14 protein-coding genes are annotated in these 23,759 nt (G+C 64.1%); all 14 read right to left on the bottom strand.

Annotated elements, in window-relative coordinates:
- On the bottom strand, positions 1-2,947 hold a 2,947-nt coding region (locus tag ISS99_RS00435), incomplete at its 3' end, for a beta strand repeat-containing protein (RefSeq protein WP_204629589.1).
- 11 nt (positions 2,948-2,958) lie between these two features.
- On the bottom strand, positions 2,959-4,965 hold the full coding sequence (locus ISS99_RS00430) for a ShlB/FhaC/HecB family hemolysin secretion/activation protein (protein ID WP_204629588.1): 2,007 nt from the start codon (positions 4,963-4,965) through the stop codon (positions 2,959-2,961).
- A 279-nt stretch (positions 4,966-5,244) separates the two neighbouring features.
- Positions 5,245-5,562 carry a hypothetical protein gene (locus tag ISS99_RS00425; protein ID WP_204629587.1) on the bottom strand — a complete coding sequence of 106 codons (318 nt, stop codon included), beginning with the start codon at positions 5,560-5,562 and terminating at the stop codon, positions 5,245-5,247.
- A complete protein-coding gene (locus ISS99_RS00420) occupies positions 5,559-9,206 on the bottom strand; it encodes a bifunctional serine/threonine-protein kinase/formylglycine-generating enzyme family protein (RefSeq protein WP_204629586.1) in 3,648 nt (1,215 codons plus the stop codon). Before ISS99_RS00420 ends, ISS99_RS00425 begins: the two co-directional genes overlap by 4 nt.
- A 16-nt stretch (positions 9,207-9,222) precedes the next feature.
- The gene (locus ISS99_RS23105; protein ID WP_284343817.1) at positions 9,223-9,933 is read right to left on the bottom strand and encodes a PP2C family protein-serine/threonine phosphatase; all 711 of its coding nucleotides are present in this window, start codon (positions 9,931-9,933) and stop codon (positions 9,223-9,225) included.
- Complete coding sequence (gene tagF, locus ISS99_RS23100) at positions 9,930-11,504, bottom strand: type VI secretion system-associated protein TagF (protein WP_239537512.1); 1,575 nt, start codon at positions 11,502-11,504, stop codon at positions 9,930-9,932. Before tagF ends, ISS99_RS23105 begins: the two co-directional genes overlap by 4 nt.
- A 6-nt stretch (positions 11,505-11,510) precedes the next feature.
- A complete protein-coding gene (gene tssM, locus ISS99_RS00410) occupies positions 11,511-15,041 on the bottom strand; it encodes a type VI secretion system membrane subunit TssM (protein ID WP_204629585.1) in 3,531 nt (1,176 codons plus the stop codon).
- A 5-nt stretch (positions 15,042-15,046) separates the two neighbouring features.
- On the bottom strand, positions 15,047-16,351 hold the full coding sequence (gene icmH, locus ISS99_RS00405; RefSeq protein ID WP_204629584.1) for a type IVB secretion system protein IcmH/DotU: 1,305 nt from the start codon (positions 16,349-16,351) through the stop codon (positions 15,047-15,049).
- Positions 16,348-17,691 carry a type VI secretion system baseplate subunit TssK gene (gene tssK, locus ISS99_RS00400; protein WP_204629583.1) on the bottom strand — a complete coding sequence of 448 codons (1,344 nt, stop codon included), beginning with the start codon at positions 17,689-17,691 and terminating at the stop codon, positions 16,348-16,350. The genes icmH and tssK overlap by 4 nt, the downstream gene beginning before the upstream one ends.
- A 27-nt stretch (positions 17,692-17,718) precedes the next feature.
- A complete protein-coding gene (gene tagH / locus ISS99_RS00395; RefSeq protein ID WP_204629582.1) occupies positions 17,719-19,155 on the bottom strand; it encodes a type VI secretion system-associated FHA domain protein TagH in 1,437 nt (478 codons plus the stop codon).
- A complete protein-coding gene (locus ISS99_RS00390; RefSeq protein ID WP_204629581.1) occupies positions 19,124-19,672 on the bottom strand; it encodes a DUF6931 family protein in 549 nt (182 codons plus the stop codon). The genes tagH and ISS99_RS00390 overlap by 32 nt, the downstream gene beginning before the upstream one ends.
- A 46-nt stretch (positions 19,673-19,718) precedes the next feature.
- Positions 19,719-21,683 (bottom strand): type VI secretion system Vgr family protein, encoded by a 1,965-nt coding sequence (locus tag ISS99_RS00385; RefSeq protein ID WP_204629580.1) that lies wholly within the window; start codon positions 21,681-21,683, stop codon positions 19,719-19,721.
- 390 nt (positions 21,684-22,073) lie between these two features.
- Positions 22,074-23,366, bottom strand: coding sequence for a tetratricopeptide repeat protein (locus ISS99_RS00380; protein WP_204629594.1), 1,293 nt, complete (start codon positions 23,364-23,366; stop codon positions 22,074-22,076).
- A 135-nt stretch (positions 23,367-23,501) separates the two neighbouring features.
- Positions 23,502-23,723, bottom strand: a complete 222-nt coding sequence (locus ISS99_RS00375) for a hypothetical protein (protein WP_204629579.1) — start codon at positions 23,721-23,723, stop codon at positions 23,502-23,504.
- Positions 23,724-23,759: the final 36 nt, after the last annotated feature.

Raw genomic sequence — 23,759 nt, 5'->3', positions numbered from 1 at the left:
TGCTCAGCGCACCGTTGCCGATGGCGCCGACGGCGCCGTCGAAGGCCACCGGACCGGCTGCATTGATCGTCAGCGCTTCCTGCGTAGTCGACGTCGCATTGTCGACGGTGCCGTTGAATGTCACCCCTGCCGACGTGCTGGCAAGGATGACACTGTTGCCAAGCGCCAAAGTGCCGTAACTCTGAGTGCCCGCCGTGGTGACATTGGCGTCCAGGACGGTCTTGCCGCCGCCCAGCACGTTCAAGGATTGCAATGCGACAGTGCTGCCGACGGTGCCATTGAAGGTGGTCGTGCCGCCGTTGGTAATGGAAAGGTTCTGCGCACCGTCCACCGTTGAATTAAAGACAATGGCCCCGCCGGTGTTGCTCGCCAGCGAGCTGTCTGCCGTCAGCGTCACCGCGCCCTGGTAATTTTGCCCGGTACCGGTGGTGATGGTTCCGGCGAGGTCGATGCCACCGGTGCTGGTGGCAAGCAGGCCGCCGCCCGCCGTGACACCGGCCAACGTCATTGCGTTACTGCCGTTGTTCAGCGTAATGCCATTGGAAGCACCGCTGTTGCTGGCGGTTATGCCTCCGACAAAATCATTGGCATTGTTCAACGTGATGGCCGCCGAACCGCCGATTAGCGTGACCGCCTCGCTGGTGACGGGATTTGTACCCGATGCCTGACTAATCGTGGTTCCGCTGCTCTGGGCAATGCCTACACCGGAGAGCGATAGCGTGCTCGTTCCTACGGACACTTTGCCCAGGTTGAGCACGCCGCTGTCGTTGCTCACGATAACGGCGTTATTGCCCTCGTTGGTAATGGAAACCGTCCCTACGAGGTTGTTGTTTCCGTTGCCGCTGTCATATGCGGAAATAGCACCGGCGCCGCCGTTGAGTGTCGTGGTTCCGGAAATAGTCAGCGCGCCTGCCGCATTGATGCCGGCGCCGGCATTGATGGCGAGGTTGCCGAGTGCTCCAACCGTGTTGGTGGTGTCGATGTAAGACGTCGAGTCGACGGAAGCCTGACCGCCGGTCTCTACGTCGATGTTGCCGCCAAAAGTGGCAATGGAGGAACCGCCAGTCACCGAGAGCGAGTTAACCGGGTTGCTGCTGGTTCCAATGGTGACGTTACCTCCACCTGTCGAAATGGAGGAACCGCCACCGGAGCCCGCAGCGAGAGACACCCCACCGTTCGTCTCGATATCGAGGTTGCCGCCGTTGGTCGTGATGCCGGCGCCATTCCCTATCTGCACGACGCAACCGGTGCTGGATGCGCAAGTCCCCCTGGAATAAGCGGTTGCACCGCCAGTACCGGAATAATTGGCCCACAGATAAACATTCAGCGCGTCGCCGAAATTATCTCCGGAAATATTGTTATTGACGAAGATGCTGCCGGACGCCTGCAGGTAAAGCGAACCCTGCCCGTTGGCAGTGATCCCCCTGCTGACGGTGATGTCGCCGTTCTGCGAACCGCCCGCATTGTTGGTGTAGACAAATACATCGGTACCGTTATTCAGGGCAGCGCCAATTGTGCTGGCCTTGATGTTCGAGGAATTGGCGTTCGCGCTGTACTCGACCGTGCCCGAACCGTTGATCGTGCTATATCCGGAGTTGCTGCCTCCGATCGTTACATTGTAAGGATCGAGCAACCACGAACCGGTCGTGCCGTGGGCTGCAGAGGCATTCACGTCACCGTCCGCATTCAATCCGTTGTGCGCCGAGGTTTCGACCTGCCCGCCATTCCCACCCAGCGCGCCACCGCGCGCCGTGATGCTGCCTTCGAAATCGTTGCCCTGGTTGCCCCAGACCACGACGGAGCCGCCGTTGCCCGTTTGGGTGGCATCGGCATTGAGCGTGGCCGATGGGCCGACATACGCGGTATTGGCCGTGGTCAGCCCTTCTCCGCCGTGGAAACCGCCGCCGACGCGGATGCTGCCGCCGCCATTCGTACCTGACGCATTGATATTGCCGGTCACGGAAACATTCTGATCCGACAGCACCTGCACGCTACCGCCCTGCGCACCGGAAACGTCGATGGTGCCGCTGGTTACGGCGTTGCCACCGCTGGCGATCAACTGCACCTTGCCGCCATGGGTACTGATGCCGCCGGCGCTGACGACGCCGGTGTTGTTCACCAGGTTGGTGAACAGGTCCTTCGCCGCGGAAGCCTGCAGCACTACGGTGCCGCCATCCGCCTGCAGCTTGCCCTTGTTGGTGACCGCGGCTTCGTCGGCGTTGAGGCGCTTCTGCAGCGCACCGGTGATCTGGATGTCGATCAGGCCGTCGCCGTCGAAATCGAGCACGGCGCGGTCGGCACCGTCGAGGTTGATGTGGCCGTAATTGGCGATGATCAGGCCGTCATTGACCACCTGTCCGCCGACCAGGCTGACCGAACCGCTGGCCGCATCGATCGTGCCGTGGTTGACGATGCCGGCGCTGCCGCCGTGCGCATCCAGGTTGAAATGATTGGAGAGGAAGTCGGTGGGCGTGAGGTCGAGCGTGCTGGCCATCAGGCCGCCCACATTCAGCTGCGACGTGCGGCCGAAAATGATGCCGTGGGTGTTGATAAGGAACACCTGGCCGTTGGAATTGATGTGGCCGAAAATCTGGCTGGCGTTCTGGTCGAGAATGCGGTTGAGCGCAACGGAAGTGAACGAAGGCTGCTTGAACAGCACCGAGGCGTTCGCGCCCACGTTGAAGCTTTGCCAATTGATCGACAGCAGCTGCGAATTCTGCTGGATCGTGGTGAGGGCGCCGTTCTGCAGGATCGTACCGTTGCCGCCGACGATCGATCCGCCGGTCGGCGTGGTGTTGACCGATACGTGGCCGCCTGCCCAGGCATCGTTGCCGTAGGCGAATAGGCCCAGCAGCGACATCATGCTGGCCGGCAGCAGCTTGCGCCGAAATACCTGCAATCCATTGGGGTGACGGGAAATGTGCTGCTTGCCGTTGCTCGTGTTCATGACCGTCTCCATTAAAAGGTCAAGCCCATACGTCCATATACGTGATATCCGTGACGATCCGATGCCTGCTGACTACCGATGGGCACCGAGCCGTCCAGATGGAATTCGAGATGATGGAACTGCGGCAGGCGGAAGATGAAACCGGCGCCGAAACCGCTGAAGTTCAGCGGAGGCGTGCTGCTGCGCAGGTCTGCACCGGCGGCGAAGCCGCGTGCGTAATCGAGGAAGGTTTCCAGTTCCAGCAATTCACGCCACGGACGGCCGTAGAACGGCGAGGCGACGTTGCCGAAGCCGGGGGCGTCGACGTGGTATTCCAGCGACGTGTAGTAACCGCGATCCGTCAAGCCGTCGGCAATCGGATAGGCGCGCACGCTGTCCGGGCCGCCGATGGTGAACTGCTCCATCGGCACCAGCGCGTCCGGGGTCCACTGTCCGTTGAACTTGAAGTACAGGCGCTGCGCGTCGGTGAGGAACTGCAGGCGCGTGTACGACACCTTCGCCACGGTGAAATCGTGGGCGTGATCGGGGGCGACCAGGTCCGGTTCATGCGACTGGTCGTCGAGCGACTTGCGCACCGTCACCTGCAACAGGTTCACGCCGTGGAAACGGCGATCAGTCTGGTTCATCGCATAGGCGAGTTCGAGCACGTTGAACTTTTCGCTCGACAGCTCCATGCCCGGCGTGCTGAGGATCGACTGCTCGCGCATCACGTGCAGCGAGGTCTGCATCTTCAGGTCGTCGGTGTTGATGAATTTCCAGTCGCTGCCGGCAAACCAGGTGGTGGTCGGGCCGCGCACCTTCAGCGCCGCAAAATTGCCGGAGTTGATCTGCAGCTGGCTGCGCGTGACGCCGCCGGCAAAATCCACGCCCGGGACGACCACCAGCGGCGCGGTGTAATTCAACGAACCGTAGGCGTTCTGGTTCGGGTCGAGCGCGTATTCCACGTTCGCGGCAAGGCTGTCGCCGATGCCCAGCGGGCTGTTCCAGGTGACGCCTGCGTTGGCGCGATAACGGCCGGTAAGCGAGGTGCCGTAGTTGTCCGCACCGGTGGTGAAGGTGAACGGATTGCGTGCCTCGTGCGCCACCATGATCAGATCGGTGTCGCCGGTCTGCTGGCCGGGCTGGAAGGTGGAAGCCACCGTTACGCCCGGGAGATCGCGCACGTACAGCAGGGCGGAATCGACCGAGCTCTTCTGCAGCGGTTCGCCCTTGAGCTGTTGCGCCGGCGCCGCGATGACACCGGCGTAATAGCGCTTGTTGCCCTTGACGATGACCCGTCCCACGCGGCCTTCCAGAATCTGGATCTGCACCATCTGGTCGTTGCCGATGGTCTGCGCCGGCAGGAACGCGTCGGCCACGATGAAACCGGCCTTGCGGTACCGGTCGGTGATCTTGTCAGCGACTTCCTGCATCTGCGCGAAGGTCAGCATCGCCGGCTGGCTGGCGCTGCCGCCGAGCTTGCGGTATTGGGCGTTGGCCATGCCCTGGATGCTGTCGAAGGTAATGCCCGCATCGGGGTGATCGCCCACGCCGTTGACGCGGAAACCGCGTACGGCAATCTGCTGGGTTGCGGCGCTGCCGCTTTCGCGTTCTGCGACCGGAGGCACCACACCGGCCTCGCTGGGAGCCGACGCCAGGGCGCCGCCCTGTGCGGCGGTCGGCGGCGGCGTAACGCTGGCCGCAGCTTCCGCATTGGCCGTTGCGCCCTTGGCGCCGGGCCCGAAACTGTAAGTGGCGAACTGGTCCGCCAGATAGGCGTGCGCCTGGGGATAGCCGGCTTTCTTCAGCGCAGCCGTAATGCGCTCGGCCAGCTTTTGCAGGTGCGCGTGATCGAGCGCACCCACACCGCCGGCGCCTGCGCCGACTGCTGCCTTTTGATATTCCCCATCGATGATTTTCTGAATATCCGGCGATGATGCCGGTACACCGCTGACCAGGATGTTCTGCGCCGGTGTAGACGTCGTGCCCTGCGCCCAAATCGCGCTGCTACCCAACGCCAACGACAATGCTGCTGCCATGCATGCAATCCGCACGATACTTTCCCTCTGAATCGAAACGCGGTGGTGACTCTGGGTGAGGGAGCGCGCCCTGCGCTCCCTTTCAATCAAATGTGCTTACTCGGACCCCTTACCTGGCGAAGTACGCGCGCAAGGGCGACGGTGTCGCCATTCCCTTGCAGCCCCCTGCCGTGCCACGGTGCCAGACTGCTTATGATGCCTCGAATTCGTACTAGGTTCCAAGCGGCAAGATCATGCAGCCGGTTGACCCGAAGGCATCTTTTTTGCTTCACGCATCCGTCACATACGAAGCCAGCCGTACACCAGCAAGGCACATAGCAACACCACCGCGACCAAGGCCACCACCAGCTTGCGGGTGGTATGCCGAGGCGGAAACAGTCCGGGCAGCACATCGCCTTGCGTGTCCGGCTGGACACTATGCTGGCGAGTCACGGGGCGCACGATCGCATTGCGCGCCGTCACCGCGTGGCTTTCGCTCATCGTGCCCAAAAGGTGCCGACGGCGCGACCGGTATTCCTCCCGGGTGATCCGGCCAAGCCGGTGCGCTTCGTCCAGTGCGCGCAGGCTTTGATTGACGTGACGCTCCCGTTCGGTCATTTGAGCTCCCTCAGCACGCGGAACCCTACATCTTTCTGTGGTGCACCCGTGTCTTCCCGATGCGTGTCCACGGTGCAATCGGACCAGTAGCTGTTATAGCTGCCGCCGCGCACCATCACACCGCCACCGCTGGTGACCCATTCCCACACATTACCTGTCACATTCACCAAGCCCCACGGATTGGTTTCGCGGCCGCGCGCCGAAATCGGGGCGGCGCCACTGTCATCGCCGCTGCCGGCCGTCGGCGGAATGCAATTGCTGTCCGAGGCCTGCGACCAGCTACCGCCGCCCTTGGCTGCGTGCATCCACTCCGCATCGGTCGGCAGGCGATAAACATAGCCGCCACTGGCGGAACTGAGCCACGCCGTATACGCCTTGGCCTGGGCCAGGCTGATGTTGCTGATGGGCAGGCTGCCGGCATCCGGGTCGCTGCTCGACTGCGCCGAACACTGCCCCGTGGCACTGCAAAAACGATTGAATTCGGCGACCGTGATCTCCGCGCGCGACAACGCGTACGGCTTGCCTCCGGACACGCCTGGCACCACCACCAACGAAGGGCCGTGGCGCTGGCCCAGGGTGTCGAAACAGACCCTGCCCTTGCCGATCAGCTCAGGACGGTTGCAGGGGTCCGCGCTGGGTGCACCGGCAACCGGAGTGGCCACATTGCCGGCGGCAGGCGCTGCGGTATTGGCGGCAGTTTTGCCATTGGGCGACGGCTTCCCAGCCGGCGTCCCGGGAACCGGCGTGGTGCCGGCAACCGGTTGCGTCGGCGTCGCCGGCAGCGAAGCCGGTGCGGTGGATTCGGCCGGCTTCATGCCGTTGAGCAGATCCGCCAGGCTGCCTTCCAGCTGGCCGCGCTGCTTCATGTCCGATTCCAACTGCTTCAATCCGTCCGAATCGGCCTTACGCGCATCGGCCAGCTGTTTCTTCATGCGGTCCAGGTCGGAGCTGGTCACCGACTTGCCGCGTGCCGCCATGACCGCGACGACCAGGTCGTAACGGGCCTTGGCGTTGCGCAAGTCGGGTCGGGCGCCCAGCGTCTTCATGCCACGGCCCAACAGATCGGCGGCGGCCTGGTAGCGGCTGTGCTGAGCCGATGCATCGGCCTGGCCGATATACGCGGCGGCGAGCAGCTGCGGACCATCCTGGGTAAGGAAAGCGTTATCCGGCTGCAGGCTGCGGATGCGCGCCAGCGATTCTTCCGCCTTGCCGATGTCGTTGGCCGCCGCGGCGCGCTTGACCGACTCGATGCGCGACGTCACTTCGGCGGCAACGCTTTCCTGGTTGAGCTGCGCCTGCTGTTGTTGTAGCAAGGTATCCAGGCGGCTGCGTTGCGCCCGCAACGGCGCGGACTGCGGCGCGTATTGCAAGCCGAGGTTGACCAGGTTGCTGGCCTGCTGCAGTTGCAGCGGATCGGTCTGCGTACTGGCCTGGGTGGCGATAGTGCTGGCCAGGCTGTCGACCAGCTTGCGCGTATCGGGGGCGTTGTCGCCGCGCAGCGCACTCATCGCAGTGGCGACGGATTGCTGCCATTCCGGGGTCATCGCCGGTTGGGCAATCAGGGCCGCCAGCGCCTTGCGGGCCTGCGGCAGGCTCTGTGCCGTTGCCGCCGAGGGCGTCACTGCCACCGCGCCCATGCCGGCGAGCTGCGCCTCACGTTGCTTCAAGCGCGCCGAATCGGGGAACAGCCGCGTGGCCAATGCCAGGTCTGCCTTGGCTTCGTCGACGTGGTCGGCGCTCAATGCCTGGCCGATGGCGATGTCGTACTTCAATTCCAGCTCGGCGTTTTGCAGCAATGCGCTATGCGGGTCGATCGCCCGGATCTGCGCCAGGGTCTGCACGGCGTTGTTCGGCTGGCTTTCGAAAATGGCGCCGGCATCGATGCGTTGCGTCAATTGCGTATCGAGCGTGTTCAACAGATCGTTTTTCTGCTGCTCGATGGCGCTGCGCTTGGCATCCAGCTGGGGCGAATATAGCTTCAGCTGGTCGCGCAACTGGAACACGTGCTGGGTGCCGGCGTAGTCGTAGCGGTTTTGCGCCGGATCCCAGTAATTGTTGATGCGATTCATCAGGTAGCTTTGAATCACGTCGCCCTGATCGAGCACGATGCTCTTGCGCTCGTCGTCGCTCAAGCTATTGAGGGCCTGTGCCGCCTGGTCTTCGTTGCCGTAACGATCGGGCGCATTGGGCCCGAAGCGCTCGATCAGGTGCGCCACGTTGCGGTTGTGCAGGTAATGGGTGATGCCCCAGCCGGCACCGATCAGCAGCACCAGCGCACCGCCACCGTAGGCGAGCTGCGGTCCGATGCGTTCGCGCAGGCTGATCTCGCGCATGCCCTCGATGAATTCGGCCACCGTCTTCAGGCGCTGTCCGCCGTGGAAAGCCACCGCGTCGCACAGCGTCTTGTATTGGCGCTTGGTCAGGCCGGGCACCGGCGGCGGGCGCAGGCCTTCGCGCAAGGCGACTTCCGCGCTCACCTTGTCGAACGGATGCTTGCCGGTAAGCAGTTCGAACGACACGCAGCCCAGCGCATAGATGTCGTCGCTGGGGGTCGGTTCCTTGCCCTGGATCATTTCCAGGCTGGCGTAGGCCGGCGTCAACGCGCCCAGGGTGCCGGCATCGAACAAGGTCTGCTCGCCGGCGACGTCGCCGGCATGCTTGCCTGCGCGTGCGATACCGAAGTCGAAGACCTTGGGTATGCCCTCGCGCGTGACCATCACGTTGCCGGGCTTGAAGTCCGAGTGGACCACGCCGGCACCGTGCGCGCGCTTGAGCGCCCAGGACATGCCTTCGATCAGCGGCCGCGCTTCGGGCAGCGACATGCCGTTGAACGCACGCTCGCGGATCAAGGCCTTGAGGTCCTGGCCGTCGACATATTCCATCGTCATGAAAACGATGGTGCCGTCCTTGTCGAAGTCGAACACGCGCACGATGTTGTCGTGCGCCAGCAACTGCGAACGACGTGCTTCGCGCTGCAGCGCAATCAGCGAATCGGGATGGCGGCGGAATTCGTCATTCAGCACTTTCACCGCGACATACGGATCGCGGTCGCGTGCCTCGACCTTGCGCTCGTCGCGGGCAAGGAACACCACGCCCATGCCGCCGCGGCCGATTTCGCGCTCGAGCAGGAAACGCCCTTTCAACAACATGCCCACGGTTGCGTATTCGCCGCCCTCGGCCTGCGCCACGCGCTGCCAGCTTTCGCTGGAGCTGCTGCTGATGGAGCTGCCGGTGGCGCCGCCGGTCGTCTGCGCGGTGTGTCCGGTAGTGGTTTGCGACGGTGTCGAGGCGGGTTTGACCACGGTGGCCTCGGCATCCGAAGACGCCGGTGCGGTTCGCGGTTTGACCTGGGTGACTTCCGCCTCCCGGGAGGCATCGCTGGCGGGGGCCGAGGTCGGCTTCACTACGGTCGCATCGTCCGACCCGGTGCCCGCCACGTGCTGCACGGCGCTCATCTTGGCGATCAGTGCACGCGCGATTTCCGGAGTCAGCACTCCTTCGCCCTGGGCACGCTCGATCTGCGCGACGTCGGCGCGGAACACCTCGTCCGGCTGCGGGCCGCGGTCGGTCAGCGCCTGGAACAGTTCCGGCAGCTTGCGGCGGCGCGCGTGAAAATCTTCGATCAGTTCGGTCAGGGAGGTCATGGCGTGCGGTAAAGGTTCAATCCTGCAGCCGCACGATCACGGCGGAAATGTTGTCGCGCGCGCTGCGACCGAGCGACAGCTCGAACAATCGGGCCAACAGAATCTGCGGATCGGAATGCGTGCGGTACTCTTCGTCCAACTCGGCGTCGGACAGTTCTTTGTTGATGCCGTCGGTGCACAGCAGGAACGCCATGCCGGGACGATTGCCGGCCACCACCCAATCGACGAACAGCGTCTCTTCGGCACCGATGGCGCGGGTCAGCACGCCGGAACCGGCGGGCGGCGATTGCCCCAGCCGCGTGTCGTCGTTCTTGTGGCCGTGCACGTGGTCGCGCGTGATCTGCCGCAGGCGTCCCTCTTCGAAGCAATAGCCGCGGCTGTCGCCCACCCAGCCGCAAAGCATGAACTCCTTGTCGTGCACCAGCACCACCACGGTCGAGCCGATGACGTCGACGTTGCGTTCCCGGGCGGCGTTGCGCAGGTCGGCGTTCACCTGCACCAGCGCGTCTTCGATCGATTCCACGAAGTCGAACACGCTGCCGTTGCGCGGCAGGCCGCCCAGGCGCTCTACGATCAAGCTGCTGGCGTAGTCGCCGGCCGAATGCCCACCCAGGCCATCGGCCACCACCCACAGGCCGACATCCTCGCGCACCAGGATCGCGTCCTCGTTGTGCCCGCGGACCTTGCCGGTATCGGTGTGCCCCACGGACGAGTAATGCAGCGTCACGACGTCACCTCGATCACGGTCAACGGCCAGCTTGCCGGCTCGGCCCCCAAGCCCGCCGCAGCCGCGACGCGCGCACGCGCTTCGTCGCAGGACGGCATGGCCAGCGCACGTGCGTAGATATCGGGCGAAAGTTGCACGAGGTTCTGCGTAACCACCAGCAACAGGCGGTCGCCCTCCTCCACCGCGCACACCACTTCGTCGCACAACGGTTCGGCCGGGCCGCCCAGGCCGGAAGCCACCGGCGCCGCGCGGGTAAACAGCAGATCGTCGAAATCGCCGCCCAGCGCGTTCTCTTCGCCGGATGCCGTTGCCGTGGAAAACAGCGATTGCAGCGCTCCGTTGCGCCAATGCCAGGCCGCCGCCGTACCGATGCGCAACAGGTTGGCCCAGCGCCGACTGAGGTGTACGGCGATCACCGAACCGTCTTCCGGAATGGGGTTGATCAGGTCTTCGCTGCGCTCGCGCAACTGCGGATGCAGCGCCAGCAACCGTTGCCGCAGCGGCTGCAAATCGTTGGCCAGATCGCCCGCGCTCAGCTCGTTCGCCACCTGGCTGGCCGCAGCCGCAGCCTGTCGGCGCGGGTCGTGGCCGCCTTCGTCGGCGGCAACCAGCGCCAGGGCGATATCGCTGCGGTAGGCCGTGGTGGCGCCGGCGCTGTCTGCGCGCGGGCTTTCCTCCTGCGTGCTGCTGCCAGCAACCGACATGGATACCTGCGGCACGAGATCGGCGAACAGCTCGCTCAAGTCGTCCGGCAGCAATTGCCGCGCGGATGCAACGACCGGTGCCGTGACCGACACGTTGGCTGCCTGCTGCGGATGCGAATGGTGATGCGCCGGCGGCTGGAACACACCCAGCGATTGCCAGCCTTCGTCGGCATGCCCCGCGTCGAGAAAACCCGCATAAGTGGACGGCTGCGGCAAGCCCCGCGTCACCAGCACGCTGGGCGGTACGTGGCCGCCACCGCGGGTCCACCACAGGCACCAGCCGCTGCCGCTTTCGGCAACGCGCTCCCACAGGTCGGCGAGGAAATCGCCATCGGCGCGGCGGTCCGGCAACGGCAGGCGCCATTGCTGCGCGTTTTGCCAGGCAACGTGTTCCAGTCCGTGCGGCGCAGCTGTCCCGGATTCGACCAGCGGCATATCTGCCAGGGCGAGCAGTTCCGCATCAAAGGCATCGACGCCGATGGATGCGTTGGCCTGTGCCGCCACGTGAACGCGTTCGATCGCCGCATACCATGCATCGCCATGCCGCAATACTTGGGCAGCGGAGGAAAAATCATCCAGCGGCGCCGCGATCACCATCGGAAAACAGCGCCCGACACGATCGCCGCCCGCTCCCATCACCCCTACCCAGGCGGAAGCACCGCACACCTGCGCAGACAACAGGAATCGCCAAGGCGGGCTGCTGCGATAAGCGTGCTGCCACGTATCGCCCAGCGCGTTGCGGCTGTCGCTGACCGCGTGCTCGAAATGCTTGTCCCAGACGTCGACGAACTGCGCCGGCAAGCGGCGCTGGACGAAATCGCCCACACCCGGAAGCTTCCCAAAAAACCCCGCCCCTGTCGGATTCATCCCCGCTTAGCCTCCGCACCTGAAACGTTGCACGGTGGTATTGAGGAACGGGTTCTTCAGGTTGTCCGCCTGGATGGTGAGCTTGGCCACGTGTCCGCCGAAATTGAAATTGGCGACATAGCGCAGGTCCGACTGCTTTTGCAGGTTGGCGGCCTGCAAGGCATGGAAGAACGCCCAGTCGCCCTGGTAATCGAAGGTGCTGAGCAGATTGCCAGAGGTATCCCAGGCGGAGATCGTGACGTGCCCCGGCTGCGGGCCGGGCCACTTCATGCCCATGCTGCTGGTGCCGCCGGGCTGGTATTCGAACTTCTGCCCGTCCACGGTCATCGCAAACTTGCCGATGCCCGGATCCAGCGACGGCGCCACCAGGGTGAAGTCGACCTCGGGCACGTTGCCGTTGTTGCGGAAATACATCTGCTTGATGCTGTCTGCCAGCTGCATTTGCGCCAACATGCCCGGCGAACCGCTTACCGCACCGGGGCCGGTCTTCCATTTCCAGGTGCCGCCGCTGGCGTCGACCAGCTTGTCGAGCGTCTGCTTGTAGAAGCTGTCGAAACGACCGCCGTAGCCGAACAGCTCGCCGAAATTTTGCAACGGAATATCCGTGGCGCTGTTCGGCGAGAACGGATATCGCCCAGCGGTAAAGCTGGCGCAATCCTTGCCCACGCCTTGCTGGAACGCATCGCCCAGCGCACCGGTGGTACCGGTGGCGACCAGTGCCTGGCTCTTGCCGGTCAGCGCGGCGACCCAGCCCGATACCGGCGGCGGAAGCTGCGCGGCCTCCTGCTGGGCCATCAACAATTGCGGGTTGGGTTGGCCGGCAGCGTTGCTGAAGTCGGTCATGGTCAGCAACGTTTTACTGAGCTGGTCGAGCACGCTCAGCGTGTGATCGATCGGCGTGTTGCCCGGTGCGCCGTCGGTCAGCTTGTTGAGCGTATCGAAGTGCGCGCTAATCGCATCGCCGGGCTTGGCCGCAGTGGCCTCGGCCTCGCCGGTGCCGACGCCGCTGTCGGCCAGGGCACGCATCAGCGCACTCTGCGTAGCCTTTCTTTCGGCCACCTTCTTCAGCGCGCCTTCCGCCTTGTCGGCGTCGCTCGGCGGCGGCTCGCGCAGCAGGTCGTGCGTGTTGTCGCGCACCAGCATCAGCAGCGATTTCAACGGCGAACTGAGTCCGGAGAGTTTTCCGGCAATGGCGCTGGCGTCCTGGATGTTGCCGATGGGTTGCAGTTGCAGATCGCCCAACAGGTTGTCCCAGGTCTTGATGTAGTCGTCCTGGTAAAGCGCGAGCACCTGCTGGGCCAGCCTGGCCTGGCGGATCGCATCGATCTTGCCGGCACCGAATACCCAGTCGTCCTTGGTGAACTGCTTGACCGCCTGCTCGATACCTTTGTTGACCTCTTGCGCGAACATCGGCTGCGTATAGAGCGCGGGTATGGGTTCCGCCAGGGATGCGCCGCTGCGTCGCTGGAACACGTTGCCCAACAGGCCCAGTTCCTTGTCCAGCTGCAACGGCGGCTGTCCGGAACTGTCCGCACTGAGCTTGAGGCTGCCGTAGATCAAGGTGGAAAGGTCGGCGGTGCGCAGTGTGCTGCGCGCCTGCTCCACCAGCGCGTCGTCCAGGGTCAGCGGGCGCAATTGTCCAGGCTGGGAAACCAATGCATTGAAGTGCTTGGACAAGGCTTTTTGCAGCACCGGATCGCCCGGGAAGACCTTGCGCCATTCGATATCGGTGAGCGCCACCAGTTCGTCCGCGTTCTGGTGCTCGGGCTCACCCAGCATCAGATAGCCCTTCAGATAATAGTAAAGCGCCTGCGGATCGCCGCTGCTGGCGGTAAGGCCGGTACGGAACTGCGACGCCACGCCCGGCAGCAGCAAACCGTTGAGCTCGCGCACGTAGGCATCGTGCACTTCGCCGCCGACCGCATTGCCCTGGTACAGCCCAAGGCGCATGGTCAAGGGCACGTGGTCCTTGTATTGCTGCGCAGCGTCCTGCACCGAGGAAAGACCTTCCAGGCGGGCCAGCACCCGCGCAAAATATTCCTTCTGCGTATCCGCGCCGGAAAGATCGCTGGTGGCCGGATAGTTTTTCAGCGCATCCTCGACCTGTCCCAGGTAAGTGCTGTTGCGTCCGTAGCTGTCGATCAACCCGGCCAGCAGCAGCACGGTCACGACCAGCACGCCCAGATACGAGGCGGCCTGCAGCAAGATCTTCTGCCGCTCCAGCGCCGGGTTGGTGCCAGCGAAACCGGACTCGCGGAACAGCACGTCCTTGAGCAGGCGCTCGACGAAGAAGGTGCGCTGCTGCGCACCCGGCGCGTGCACCTGCGCGGCATCGAGCCCGAACGTGCGCGCCACGGCCGTCATCATGCGGTCGATCGGCGTGCCTTCCTGCGTACCCGACGTAAGGTACACGCCGCGCAACAGCGGCGGCGTACCGTAGGCATAGCCGGTAAATACGCCTTCGACGAACTGGCGCAGGGTTTCGCGCATCGCGCCGAGCTGGCGCGGGAACGACAGGATCGCGGCGCGGCGGTTGAGATCGCGCTCCGCATGCAGTCGGCTGAGAATGCGCGTCTGCAAACGATTCAGCAGCAGATCGAACTCGCCGGCAAATTGCTTGGCGGCACCGCCGTTCATGGTCTGCTCGACCGGGAACGACACGCCCCATACCTGGCTGCGCAGTTCGGGGTTGAGGTCGTCGAAAAATTCGGTGAATCCGGCGATCAGGTCGCACTTGGTCAGCACCAGGTACACCGGCACGCCGATGCGCAGTTGCGTCGCCAGTTCATCCAGTCGTCGACGGATCGACTGCACGTGCTCCTGCATGCCGTTCTGGTCCAGCGTGAGCAGGTCGGACATGCTCATCGCAATCAGCACGCCATTGACCGGCCGGCGCTTGCGGTACTTGCGCAGCAGCTTGAGGAATTCGCTCCAGGCCGAAGCATCCGTGGCCTGGTCCGAGTCCTGCATGGTGTAGCGGCCGGCGGTATCGAGAAACACCGCTTCATCGGTGAACCACCAATCGCAATTGCGGGTGCCACCCACGCCGCGCAGCGCCTGTTTGCCGAAGCGCTCGGACAAGGGGAAATTCAAACCCGAGTTCTGCAGCAGCGTGCTCTTGCCGGACCCCGGCGGACCGATCACCACATACCACGGCAAGGTATACAGGTTGCTGCCGCCGCGCGGATTCTTGCGCAGCGTATCGACCGCTTCCTGAAAGCGCCCTTGCAGTTGCGTGCGCTCGGCGGTGCTGCGCTCGTCGCCATCGCCCCCTTGAGGCTTGGCATCCTGCGAAACCATGTCGCCGGACATCTGTCGCGCCTTGCTGCGCGCGCGCAGTTGCAGCACCTGCAACCAGATCGCCCACACGGCGAGAATCACCACGATCGCCACCAGGCGCGCGACGGCACTTGCCAGCGGTTGCGAATCGCCGATCCCCAGATACGGACCGCCCATCCAGATCAGTACCGCCAGCAACACCACGCCGATCAGCGCAATGAACCAACCGGATTTGAACAACGTCAGCAGCTTCTTCACGAGGTTCAATCCTCCGGAATGAACATGATTTCCACGCGCCGGTTACGCGTGCGGTTGGCCGGAAGATCGGGCGGCAAGGCGATCGGCTGGGACGAACCTGCCCCGCTGGATTCGATACGCGCGGCGTTGTCCAGACCTTGGCTGAGAATGGCCGCGACCGATTTGGCGCGCGCCGCAGACAGCTCGAAGTTGTCCTTGTACTTCAGCGAGCGGATCGGCTGGTCGTCGGTGTGGCCCACTACGATCACCCTGCCCTGCACCTGGTTCAGCGCAGCGGTGATCTTGTGCAGCAGCGGAATCTGATCGGCGCCTACGTCGACGCCGCCGGAGGGGAACATGCCGGTGGCCGACAGACGCACCTGCGCCTGGCCATTGGCTTGCTCATCCACGCTGAGCAAACCGGCCTGTTCCTCGGGCGACAGCAATTGCTTGAGGCTCTTGCGCGCTGGATGCGGCTGGCGCGCGGTGTCCGGCGGCACGCCGTTTTCCAGGCCTACGCGCGCAAGCTGCCCGCTGATCGGCGAGGAAAGATCGTTGAGCCGGGAGTAGAAGAAGACGAACGCACCCAGCAGTATCACCGCGGCAAACGCAGCGACCACCCACAGCGGCACATAGCGGATCAGCGGATTGCGGCGATCGTCGATGCCGCGCCAGTGCGGCGCCAATTCGTCGGCCGGCCGGGCGCGCTGCGCCTGGATGCGCTGGTAAAGATCCTGCTGGATGTCGGCCAGCTTGGCGCGGCCGCCGGCTTCGATGTGATAACGCCCGGCGAAACCCAGCGCCAAGCAGATGTACATCAGCTCGATCAGATCGATGTGCTTGGAGAAATCCGAACACAGGCGTTCCAATATCTGGAAGAACTTCGCGCCGCCGTAGGACTCGCTGTGGAAGGTCACCAGCAGGGTTTTCTGCGCCCAGCCGCTGTGTTCGCCCCAGGGCGAATTGAGCACGGCCTCGTCCAGCATCGTGCACAGCACGTAACGCGCTGCGAGGATCGTCTGCGAAGGCACGTTGGCCGCCTGGGCCAGGCTTTCGAAGCGGCGCATCTGCGCCACGACCTGCTCGCGCAGATGATTGGCGTCGGTGGGCGCGGCGCTGTGGCGCACCTGTACGGCAAGCAGCAGCAACGGGCTGGCTGCCTGCAGCAGCGGATTGCTGCCGCTGTCCAGGAACTCGTTGAGCTGTGCCGGCGCACCCGCTGCCGGCGCTGGCGCCGGTGCGTAGGCAGGGGACGGCGCAGGTGCCGCACCGTGCGGCCGCACGATGGTGGCGTCGCGCATATCGTCGTTGGGGCCGTTGCCTTGGCTCATGTTCCGCCTCTGATCGCCCAGAGTTGCAAATCAAGACCGCCGAATTCTTCGCCGAAGTGGAAAGCGATACCGCCGGATGTCTTCAGCATCCGCCACATGGTGGAATTGCGGTCGAACTCGAAGTAGAGATAACCGGCGTTGTAGGGAATCTGTCGCGGTGCCACCGGCATCGGCGCCACGGCGATACCCGGCAATTGCAGATTCACCAGGTCGCGGATCTTTTCCACCGGACCGATCTTCGACTGCGCAGGCAGCTGGCGACGCAGGTCTTCGGATTTCATATCCGCCTTGGCCGACAGCACGAAAGCCGCGGTATCGAGCAAGGTCAGATCCGGCACCACCGCCACCCACACGCCGAACTTGCGCTGCTGCAGCGGAATCGGCACGGCGGTCTGTTCCATCACCGCGCTCAGGCTGTTGCGCAGCGCCACGATCACCGGCTCGAAACTTTCGCGCATGAATTCGTGCCGGTACGGCGGGAATGCCTGGGCCCGCTTGCCTGGTGCGGTAAAGGTGGCCAGCTCGCCGGCCATCGACACGGCCACGCGATAAATATCTTCCGGGTGCGCGACGGGTGCTGCGGACAGGTGCGCGATCAACGGCTGATAGCGGTTGACCACCTGCAGCAACAGGAAATCGGCGATTTCCGCCGCGCCGCCGCGATCAGTCACGGCAACGCGGCTGGCCAGCGCCTCACCGCGCTGGTGCAGCAGGCCGAGCAATTCGGTAAGAAAGGTAACCAGCCGCGGCACGGCCTGGCAGCTCATACCGGTGGGCATGAAGGCGTCGTCCAGCACCACGCGGCGGTCGGCGCGGCATTCGACGATGCGCGCCAACGGAATCTGGCACAGCCCTTCCATCGGCTGCGACTGCGGCAGCAGGCGGCTGCTCATGCCGCCGACTTCCAGCACGGTCAGCCCGTCCACGCTGCCGGACGCGTCGCGCACTTCAGCTTCGCGCGCGCGGTAACGGAACAGTTTTTCCGGCGGCGCTTCAGGGCGTCCGCTGTCCGGCTGGGTGGGAGAACGCAGCGGCAAGGTCAGATAGACGGTTTCGTCGCGCCAGTTCGGCCCCACTTCCAGCGCCGGCGGCAAGGGATCGTCGTTGGGCATCGAGAACGGCGTGCCGTCGGGGAACACGCCCCGTGCACGCTTGATGCCGATTTTGCCGATCGCCAGCAAATCCGCTTCCAGTTCCAGCTCGTAAAAGCCCCACGCATACGGGCGCAGTCCGCCGGAGCGAAGCTCCACGAAGCGCTCCAGGTAGCGTTCCTGCTGCTGCAAATGTTGGGGCCTCAAGAACAGCCCCTCGCTCCACACCACTTTGTTGTTTTGCGTCATGTATCGCGTCCGTCTGTCCAGCTGTCCTTAGCGGTGTTCTTTGCGGCGGGTGGATTTCAACCGCGCCAGTTGTTCTTCGTAGGCACGTGCGAACTCGTCGCCGAACAGGCGACGGAAACAATCGTCGGGGTTCTTCATCAACCCTTCGAAGTTTTCCCGGTACTTGTCCCAATAGCGCCCCTTGCCGCCGAACGCGGCGAGCTTGCTGCCGCTGCCGTCCTGCTCGTAGCGATCGGGGTTGAAATGCGTCAGCAGCGCTTCGAAGCCCGCGCGCACACCGGCGAGCATGGCCATCTGGTGGCAGCGGATGTCGTCGAAGGCATCCTGGAACGCGGCGCTGCCGGAAAGGAATCCGGGATTGGCCGGACCGAGGATTTTCTGCATCGCCTCGTCCGTGCCCAGCGCGAATTTCAGCGGATTGTTTTCCGAGCGCTGGATGATCGTCACCGGCAACCGGAAGGTGTTCTTGATTTCCGCGCGCGCACGCAGCACGTCCATCACGCCTTCGACCACGATGCGGAAAATCGGCTCCATGTCTGCCGATATCGCGCCTGCCGGAGCAGGCACGGATGCCGGCGCAACCACTGCGGGAGCCGGGATCGGGGCTGGGGCTGGTGCGGGAGCTGGCGCCGGAACCGCCGCCACGGGTGCCGGTGCGGGCGCCGGTTCCGGCTGGGGTGCCGACGGCGCGGGCGAAAAATCGCCCATGGTCAGATCCCAGTTCTCCGGCAATACATTCGCCTTGCGCTGCACGTCGGTCGTGGGCGGGCGAAAGTGGTCGCTGACGCTCGCGCTGTGATTCCAGCTCGGCGCGGGTGCGGGCGCCGGTTCCGGCGCGCCGAACGGCGCGTCGAGAAAGCTCAGCGGATCCAGATCCGCGCCGCCTGCCGGCGCGCCATGGCCGCCGCTGCCGCCGGGAATGAGGCTATCGATCGGTGCCGCGCGCGATGGCGACGAAGCGGGCAGCGGGTTGAGGAAATCGAAATCCAGCGGATCGGTGCCGAACGACGAAGACGCCGGCGCAACCGGGGCCGGCGCATACGCGGGTGCCGGCGCCGGCGGAATCGACGCACTCGGCTGCACGATGGTTTCGCTGTCCTGCTCGATGTGCACGGCCACTTCGAAGGTATCGATCTGCAGGCGATCGCCGTGCTTCAAGGATGCCGGATCGCCCTTGGGCAACGGTGATCCGTTGAGCAGCATGCCGTTGGTGCTGCGGTCCTCGATGAAATAGATGCCGTTGAGGTAGCGCACCATCGCATGCACGCGCGACACACCGGAGGCGCTCAGCACCCAGTCACAGTCGTCCGAACGCCCGATGCTGCCGTCCTTGCCGCGAAAGGTCCGCTGGCTGCGGCTGCCGAACTGCGCCGCTTGCGGGCCTTGCACGACGAGCGTCAATGTCTGTGGCGCGGGCACCTGGTTCTCCTGCTCAATGCGGCTGGCCAGCACCGGTGCTGGCATTGAGCAGGCTCATCGCGCGCTCGACAAAGCCTTGGCGGCGCACCTCGAATTGCTCGCTGACCAAGGCCGCCATCAAGTTGATGGCCGCGACAGTGGCACGTGCAGTGAGGTGTTCCGGCGGCGGTACTGCTTTTTCCTGCGAGGCGGGCGCGAGGCTGCCGCCGGACCAGCCGGCCGCAGCCGCCAGCCACGAGCCGAGCGACCGATAGCCGCCGGCGTTGGCGAACTCGAACGCGGCGCGGCGATTGTCTTCGTTGGGCTCGCGCACCCATTTTTCGGCGAGCGATGCGCCGGCCTTGTCTTCCAGGCCCAGCGGCTGGTCGCGCGCGCATTGCAGCAACCACGCCACGGCGTAGCGCTTGGGCAACAAGCGCGCCAGAAGTTTCAGCGCGTCCTGCGTATCGCCGGCATCGAGCAGCGTCTGGACGGCGATTTGCGGCGTCATGTCCGCGCGCAGCCTGGCATTGGCCGGCGAGGACAAACCCATTTGCATCGAAGCCTGCGTAACGACCGACATACTGGGTCCCCTTGCCCGATCCTCGTTATCTTCCATGGCCCGGCTATCAGCCGATCATGATAATCCCGCCCGATACCTGTGTCATGGCATCGCCGCTGGCGGTGACCATGGCACCTTTCACGGTGGTCATTGCACTGCCTTCCACGTCGAGCATGGCGTCGGAATGAACCTTCATGCTTGCGCCGGCGCCGATGTCCATGGTGGCGCCGGCCTTGATGCCGACCTGCACCTGGCCTTCCACCGATACCGACGAACTGCCGGTGATGGTGATGCTGACGCCGCTGATCTGGATCTCGCCCGTGCTCTTGAGAACTATACTCGAGGAGCCGGTGATGAGTTCGATCTGCGTGCCGGCAACCAGCTTGAAATTCTTGCCGACATTGTTGGTGTCGTTGTTATTGATCGTGTGGTTGCGATCGTTCTTGATGGTGAGCGTCTCGTCGTGGTCGATGGTGACGACGTGATCGTTCTCCACTTCCTCGTGCATGTCTTTCTGCGCATGCATGAAGAAGTCTTCGCTGCCCTTCTTGTCTTCGAAACGCAGCTCGTTGAAATCGGAAGTGCCGCCCAGCAGGCTGCGGCTCTTGATGCCGCTCTGGGTCTTGTTGTCCGGCAGCGTGTACGGCACCGGGTTGTCGCCGTTGTAGACGCTGCCGATGATCAGAGGGCGATCCGGATCGCCCTCCAGGAAGCTGACCACCACTTCCTGGCCCACGCGCGGAATGCTCACCGCGCCCCAGTTCTTGCCGGCCCACGGGGTTGCCACGCGCACCGGGCAGGAGCTCTTGGCGTTGGGCTTGTCGGGTTTGTTCCAGTGAAAGGTCACCTGCACGCGGCCGTATTTGTCGACGGCGATGTCCTCGTCGGTATCGCTGCCGCAGACGATGGCGGTCTGCAAAGCCACCACGGTGGGCTTTACCGCGGTGGGCAGGGTGCGGTAGGTCTGGCTGCTTTCGATGACGTCGAAATTGCAATGGAACGACGGCTCGTCGCCGCCGCTACCCGACGCATTACCGCCGCCCACCAGGTGAATGGCGGTGCTGACGATCAGGTATTCGCGGTTGAGCTCCGCGCGCGGGTAGTCACTCAGCGTGAACAGCGCGCCGATTTCGACGCCGGCAGCCTCGGTACTGCCAGTGTAGTGTGAACGCGCGACGGTAAAGGCCTCGGCACGCACCTGCGCGTAATGCTGGCCCACGTCGGCCACGCTGTGTGCGCCCGGAAAGTCGAACGCCACCAGGCCGTTGGTCGAGCCTGCCGTGCCATGGCCGTCATTGGTGCCGGTAGCGAGCAGCGAGGTCTTCGGCGCCATCGGGTCGAAGTCGGTGAGCTGATATTTGGCCGCGTCCATCCCGCGCGACGACCACCAATTGGTAACGGTGGCCTCGCGGCGCAGGACGCTGTCCTTGCTGTTCAGATACGGAACCCGCGCAAACTCGCCGTTTACCGCATGGGCGCTTACCCCATCGGCCAGCACCATGGTGTGCGAGTCGGCATCGTGGGTGAAGAAGTAATAGATGCCCTCCTGCTCCAGCAGGCGGCTGATGAAATTGAGGCAGTCCTCGCGGTACTGCACACAATATTCACGCGTGGCATAGTTGCCGGTGAGGCTCAACTTCACGTCGCTGTAGCCGGCATCGCTGAGCACCGACTTGACGATGTCCGGCACGGTCATATCGGTATAGATGCGGCAATCCACCCTCTGCCCCAGCAACCACGGCTTGGGTACCAGCCGCACGGAATACTGGGCGTAGACCAGATTGTCGACCGTTTCCACGCCGACCTGCTGCGCCTCGCAAACCATACCGTTGAAATAGCGCAGGAAGCCGTCTTCGGTGGCGATCTGCACGGTCATCGGCGACCCAAGCAGGCCGCTCAGGTCGATATTCGGGTTTTCGCTTTCAAACTGGACCTGAAACGAAAACAGGCGCCCCAGGTGTTCGTCGGCGGTCATGCTGCGAAACAGCAGATCCGGAACATTGGCGGAAGAAATGGTTATCTGGGCAGCCATTATGCGAATCTCCTCGGGGCCTTTTCGACCCTATGCGTTTCCATGATGTGCACATAACCGAACGGCCCCATACACCGGACTGCGGTGATGAAGCGGGGGCTTCTTCGTCGATCCCTAGAACCCCCGTGGCTCCGGCGTAAAGTTTCGCCTACGGACAGGATTGAATCCAGCAGTTCTTTCATCGAAACGCTCACAAGGTCCCATACGGACCTCCCGAACCGCCCTGCCGTCCGCTTTCTTTCGGCTTTGTTACTGGCGGCTGGCTTGCCTCCCCATCTGAAAGGAGTCCGCCGGCCTTGCCATCGACAGTGGACACCCCCTCGATGGTCGCAAAGTGTTGCGGCGCCCCGAGCTCCCTGCCCGCTGCCGGCGAGCAAGGCAAAACACCCTTCACGTCCCGGAAGGATGCCCGCACTGGGCCAACACCACCCAACCGACGACCGGCTGCCCTCCTTCCTTTCGCAGCACCTCCGAGTCGATGCGCGCCTGGGCAAAACCCGACGCCCGCATCACCCGTTCCACGTAGCTGCGCGTGTGCTGGTAACGGCCGCTGGGGGTAAGGTCCACGCGTTCGTCCTCGCCTTCGGCTAGCTCCAGCGAAAAAGCCAGCCAGCCGCCGGGACGCAGGGCCTGATGCGCCGCGGCCAGCACTTCCTCCAAGGCCCCGAAGTAGATCAGGGTATCGGCCGACATCACCACGTCGCAGCCTTGCGGATGGGACTGCAGGAAAGCGGTCAGCTCGGCCTCCTGCAGATCGTCGTAGGAACCGCGTTGCTGCGCCTTTTCAATCATGCCGCCGGAAAGATCCACGCCGGTCAGGCGCCGCGCATAGGGGCGCAGCCAGGAGCCGCACAAACCGGTGCCGCAACCGGCGTCCACGATATCCAGGTCGCCGGCCGGAGGCGGCAATACGCCGGCCAGGGCCTTGGCCAGCACTTCCGGGGCCCGGTAGTTCAGGTTCTTCAGCAACTGCTCGTCGAAGCTTTCGGCAAAGGAATCGAAGACGTTGCGGACATAATCGTCGTTGGCGCGGGGCGGCGCTTCAGCGCCGCCGCAAGCGGCCAGCATGTGCCTGGGAATCGGATCGTTCGGGTCGCGCGCAAGCCAGTCGCGATATACCTGCGCCGCCTCTTCGCGCCGGTGCAAGGCGTAGAGCGAAACGCCCAGCGACTCCAGTGCACGCACGTTGCGCGGATCGAGCTCGTAGGCCGTGCGGAAGCACTCCACCGACTGCTCCACGTGCTCGATGCACTGCGCGTTGGAGCGAAGAAACATGCCCATCAGGTAATGGCCATGCGCAAACTTCGGCGCTTGCTGCACCAGCTTGCCGTAAGCCTCGAATGCCTCCTCCAGGCGGTCCTGCGCTTCCAGCACCACGGCCAGGTTGTTCAAGGCGTTGTAGTGCTGCGGCCCATGGGCCAGCGCACGCCGATAACAGGCCTCGGCATCGGCAAGGCGCCCGCACTCCTTGTGGATATTGCCGAGATTGTTGTGCGCATCCGGGTGCTTGGGCGTGATGCGCAAGGCGGTACCGATCAGGTTGACGCCTTCGTCGCTGCGCCCGCGCTGATGGCAGAGCACCCCCAGGTAATGCAGTGCATCGGGCTGCGCTGCGCGCAGCTCGAGCACCTCGCGATACATCCGCTCCGCCGCGTCCAGGTCGCCGGCCTGGTGCGACTGCATGGCCTTTTTAAGCGTGACGCGATAATCCGCCCCACCGGCCGGCTGGCGGGTGGATCTACGAGACCGTACTTTGTTCACGCCTTAGCACTCATCGATTTGACTTGCCTGCCTCTGAAATTGAAGGGCTGAAGAGCCCTAAAAGCCCATGTTTCCATCCGTGTCGTCACGCAGCACATACACGCTATCGGTCAGTACCGTGCCGTGGATTCCGGAAAGCAGCACCAGACGATCGAACACACCCTTGGCATATCCGGTAGGCACATACACGAGCAAACCCAGGGCGACAGGCGCGAGCCACGCCCATCGCCCGCGCCGGTTCCCAACGCCCGCCGCAAACGCGTCTAACCCTTTGCGCATTCAGGTATCCGCGAGCGGGCGTTCGCCGAACCGTTC

The sequence above is a fragment of the Dyella mobilis genome (assembly GCF_016904945.1).
Classification (GTDB): Bacteria; Pseudomonadota; Gammaproteobacteria; order Xanthomonadales; family Rhodanobacteraceae; genus Dyella_B; species Dyella_B mobilis.
Note: the sequence above shows the minus strand (reverse complement) of the source record. Positions and strands in the feature narration are given on the sequence as shown.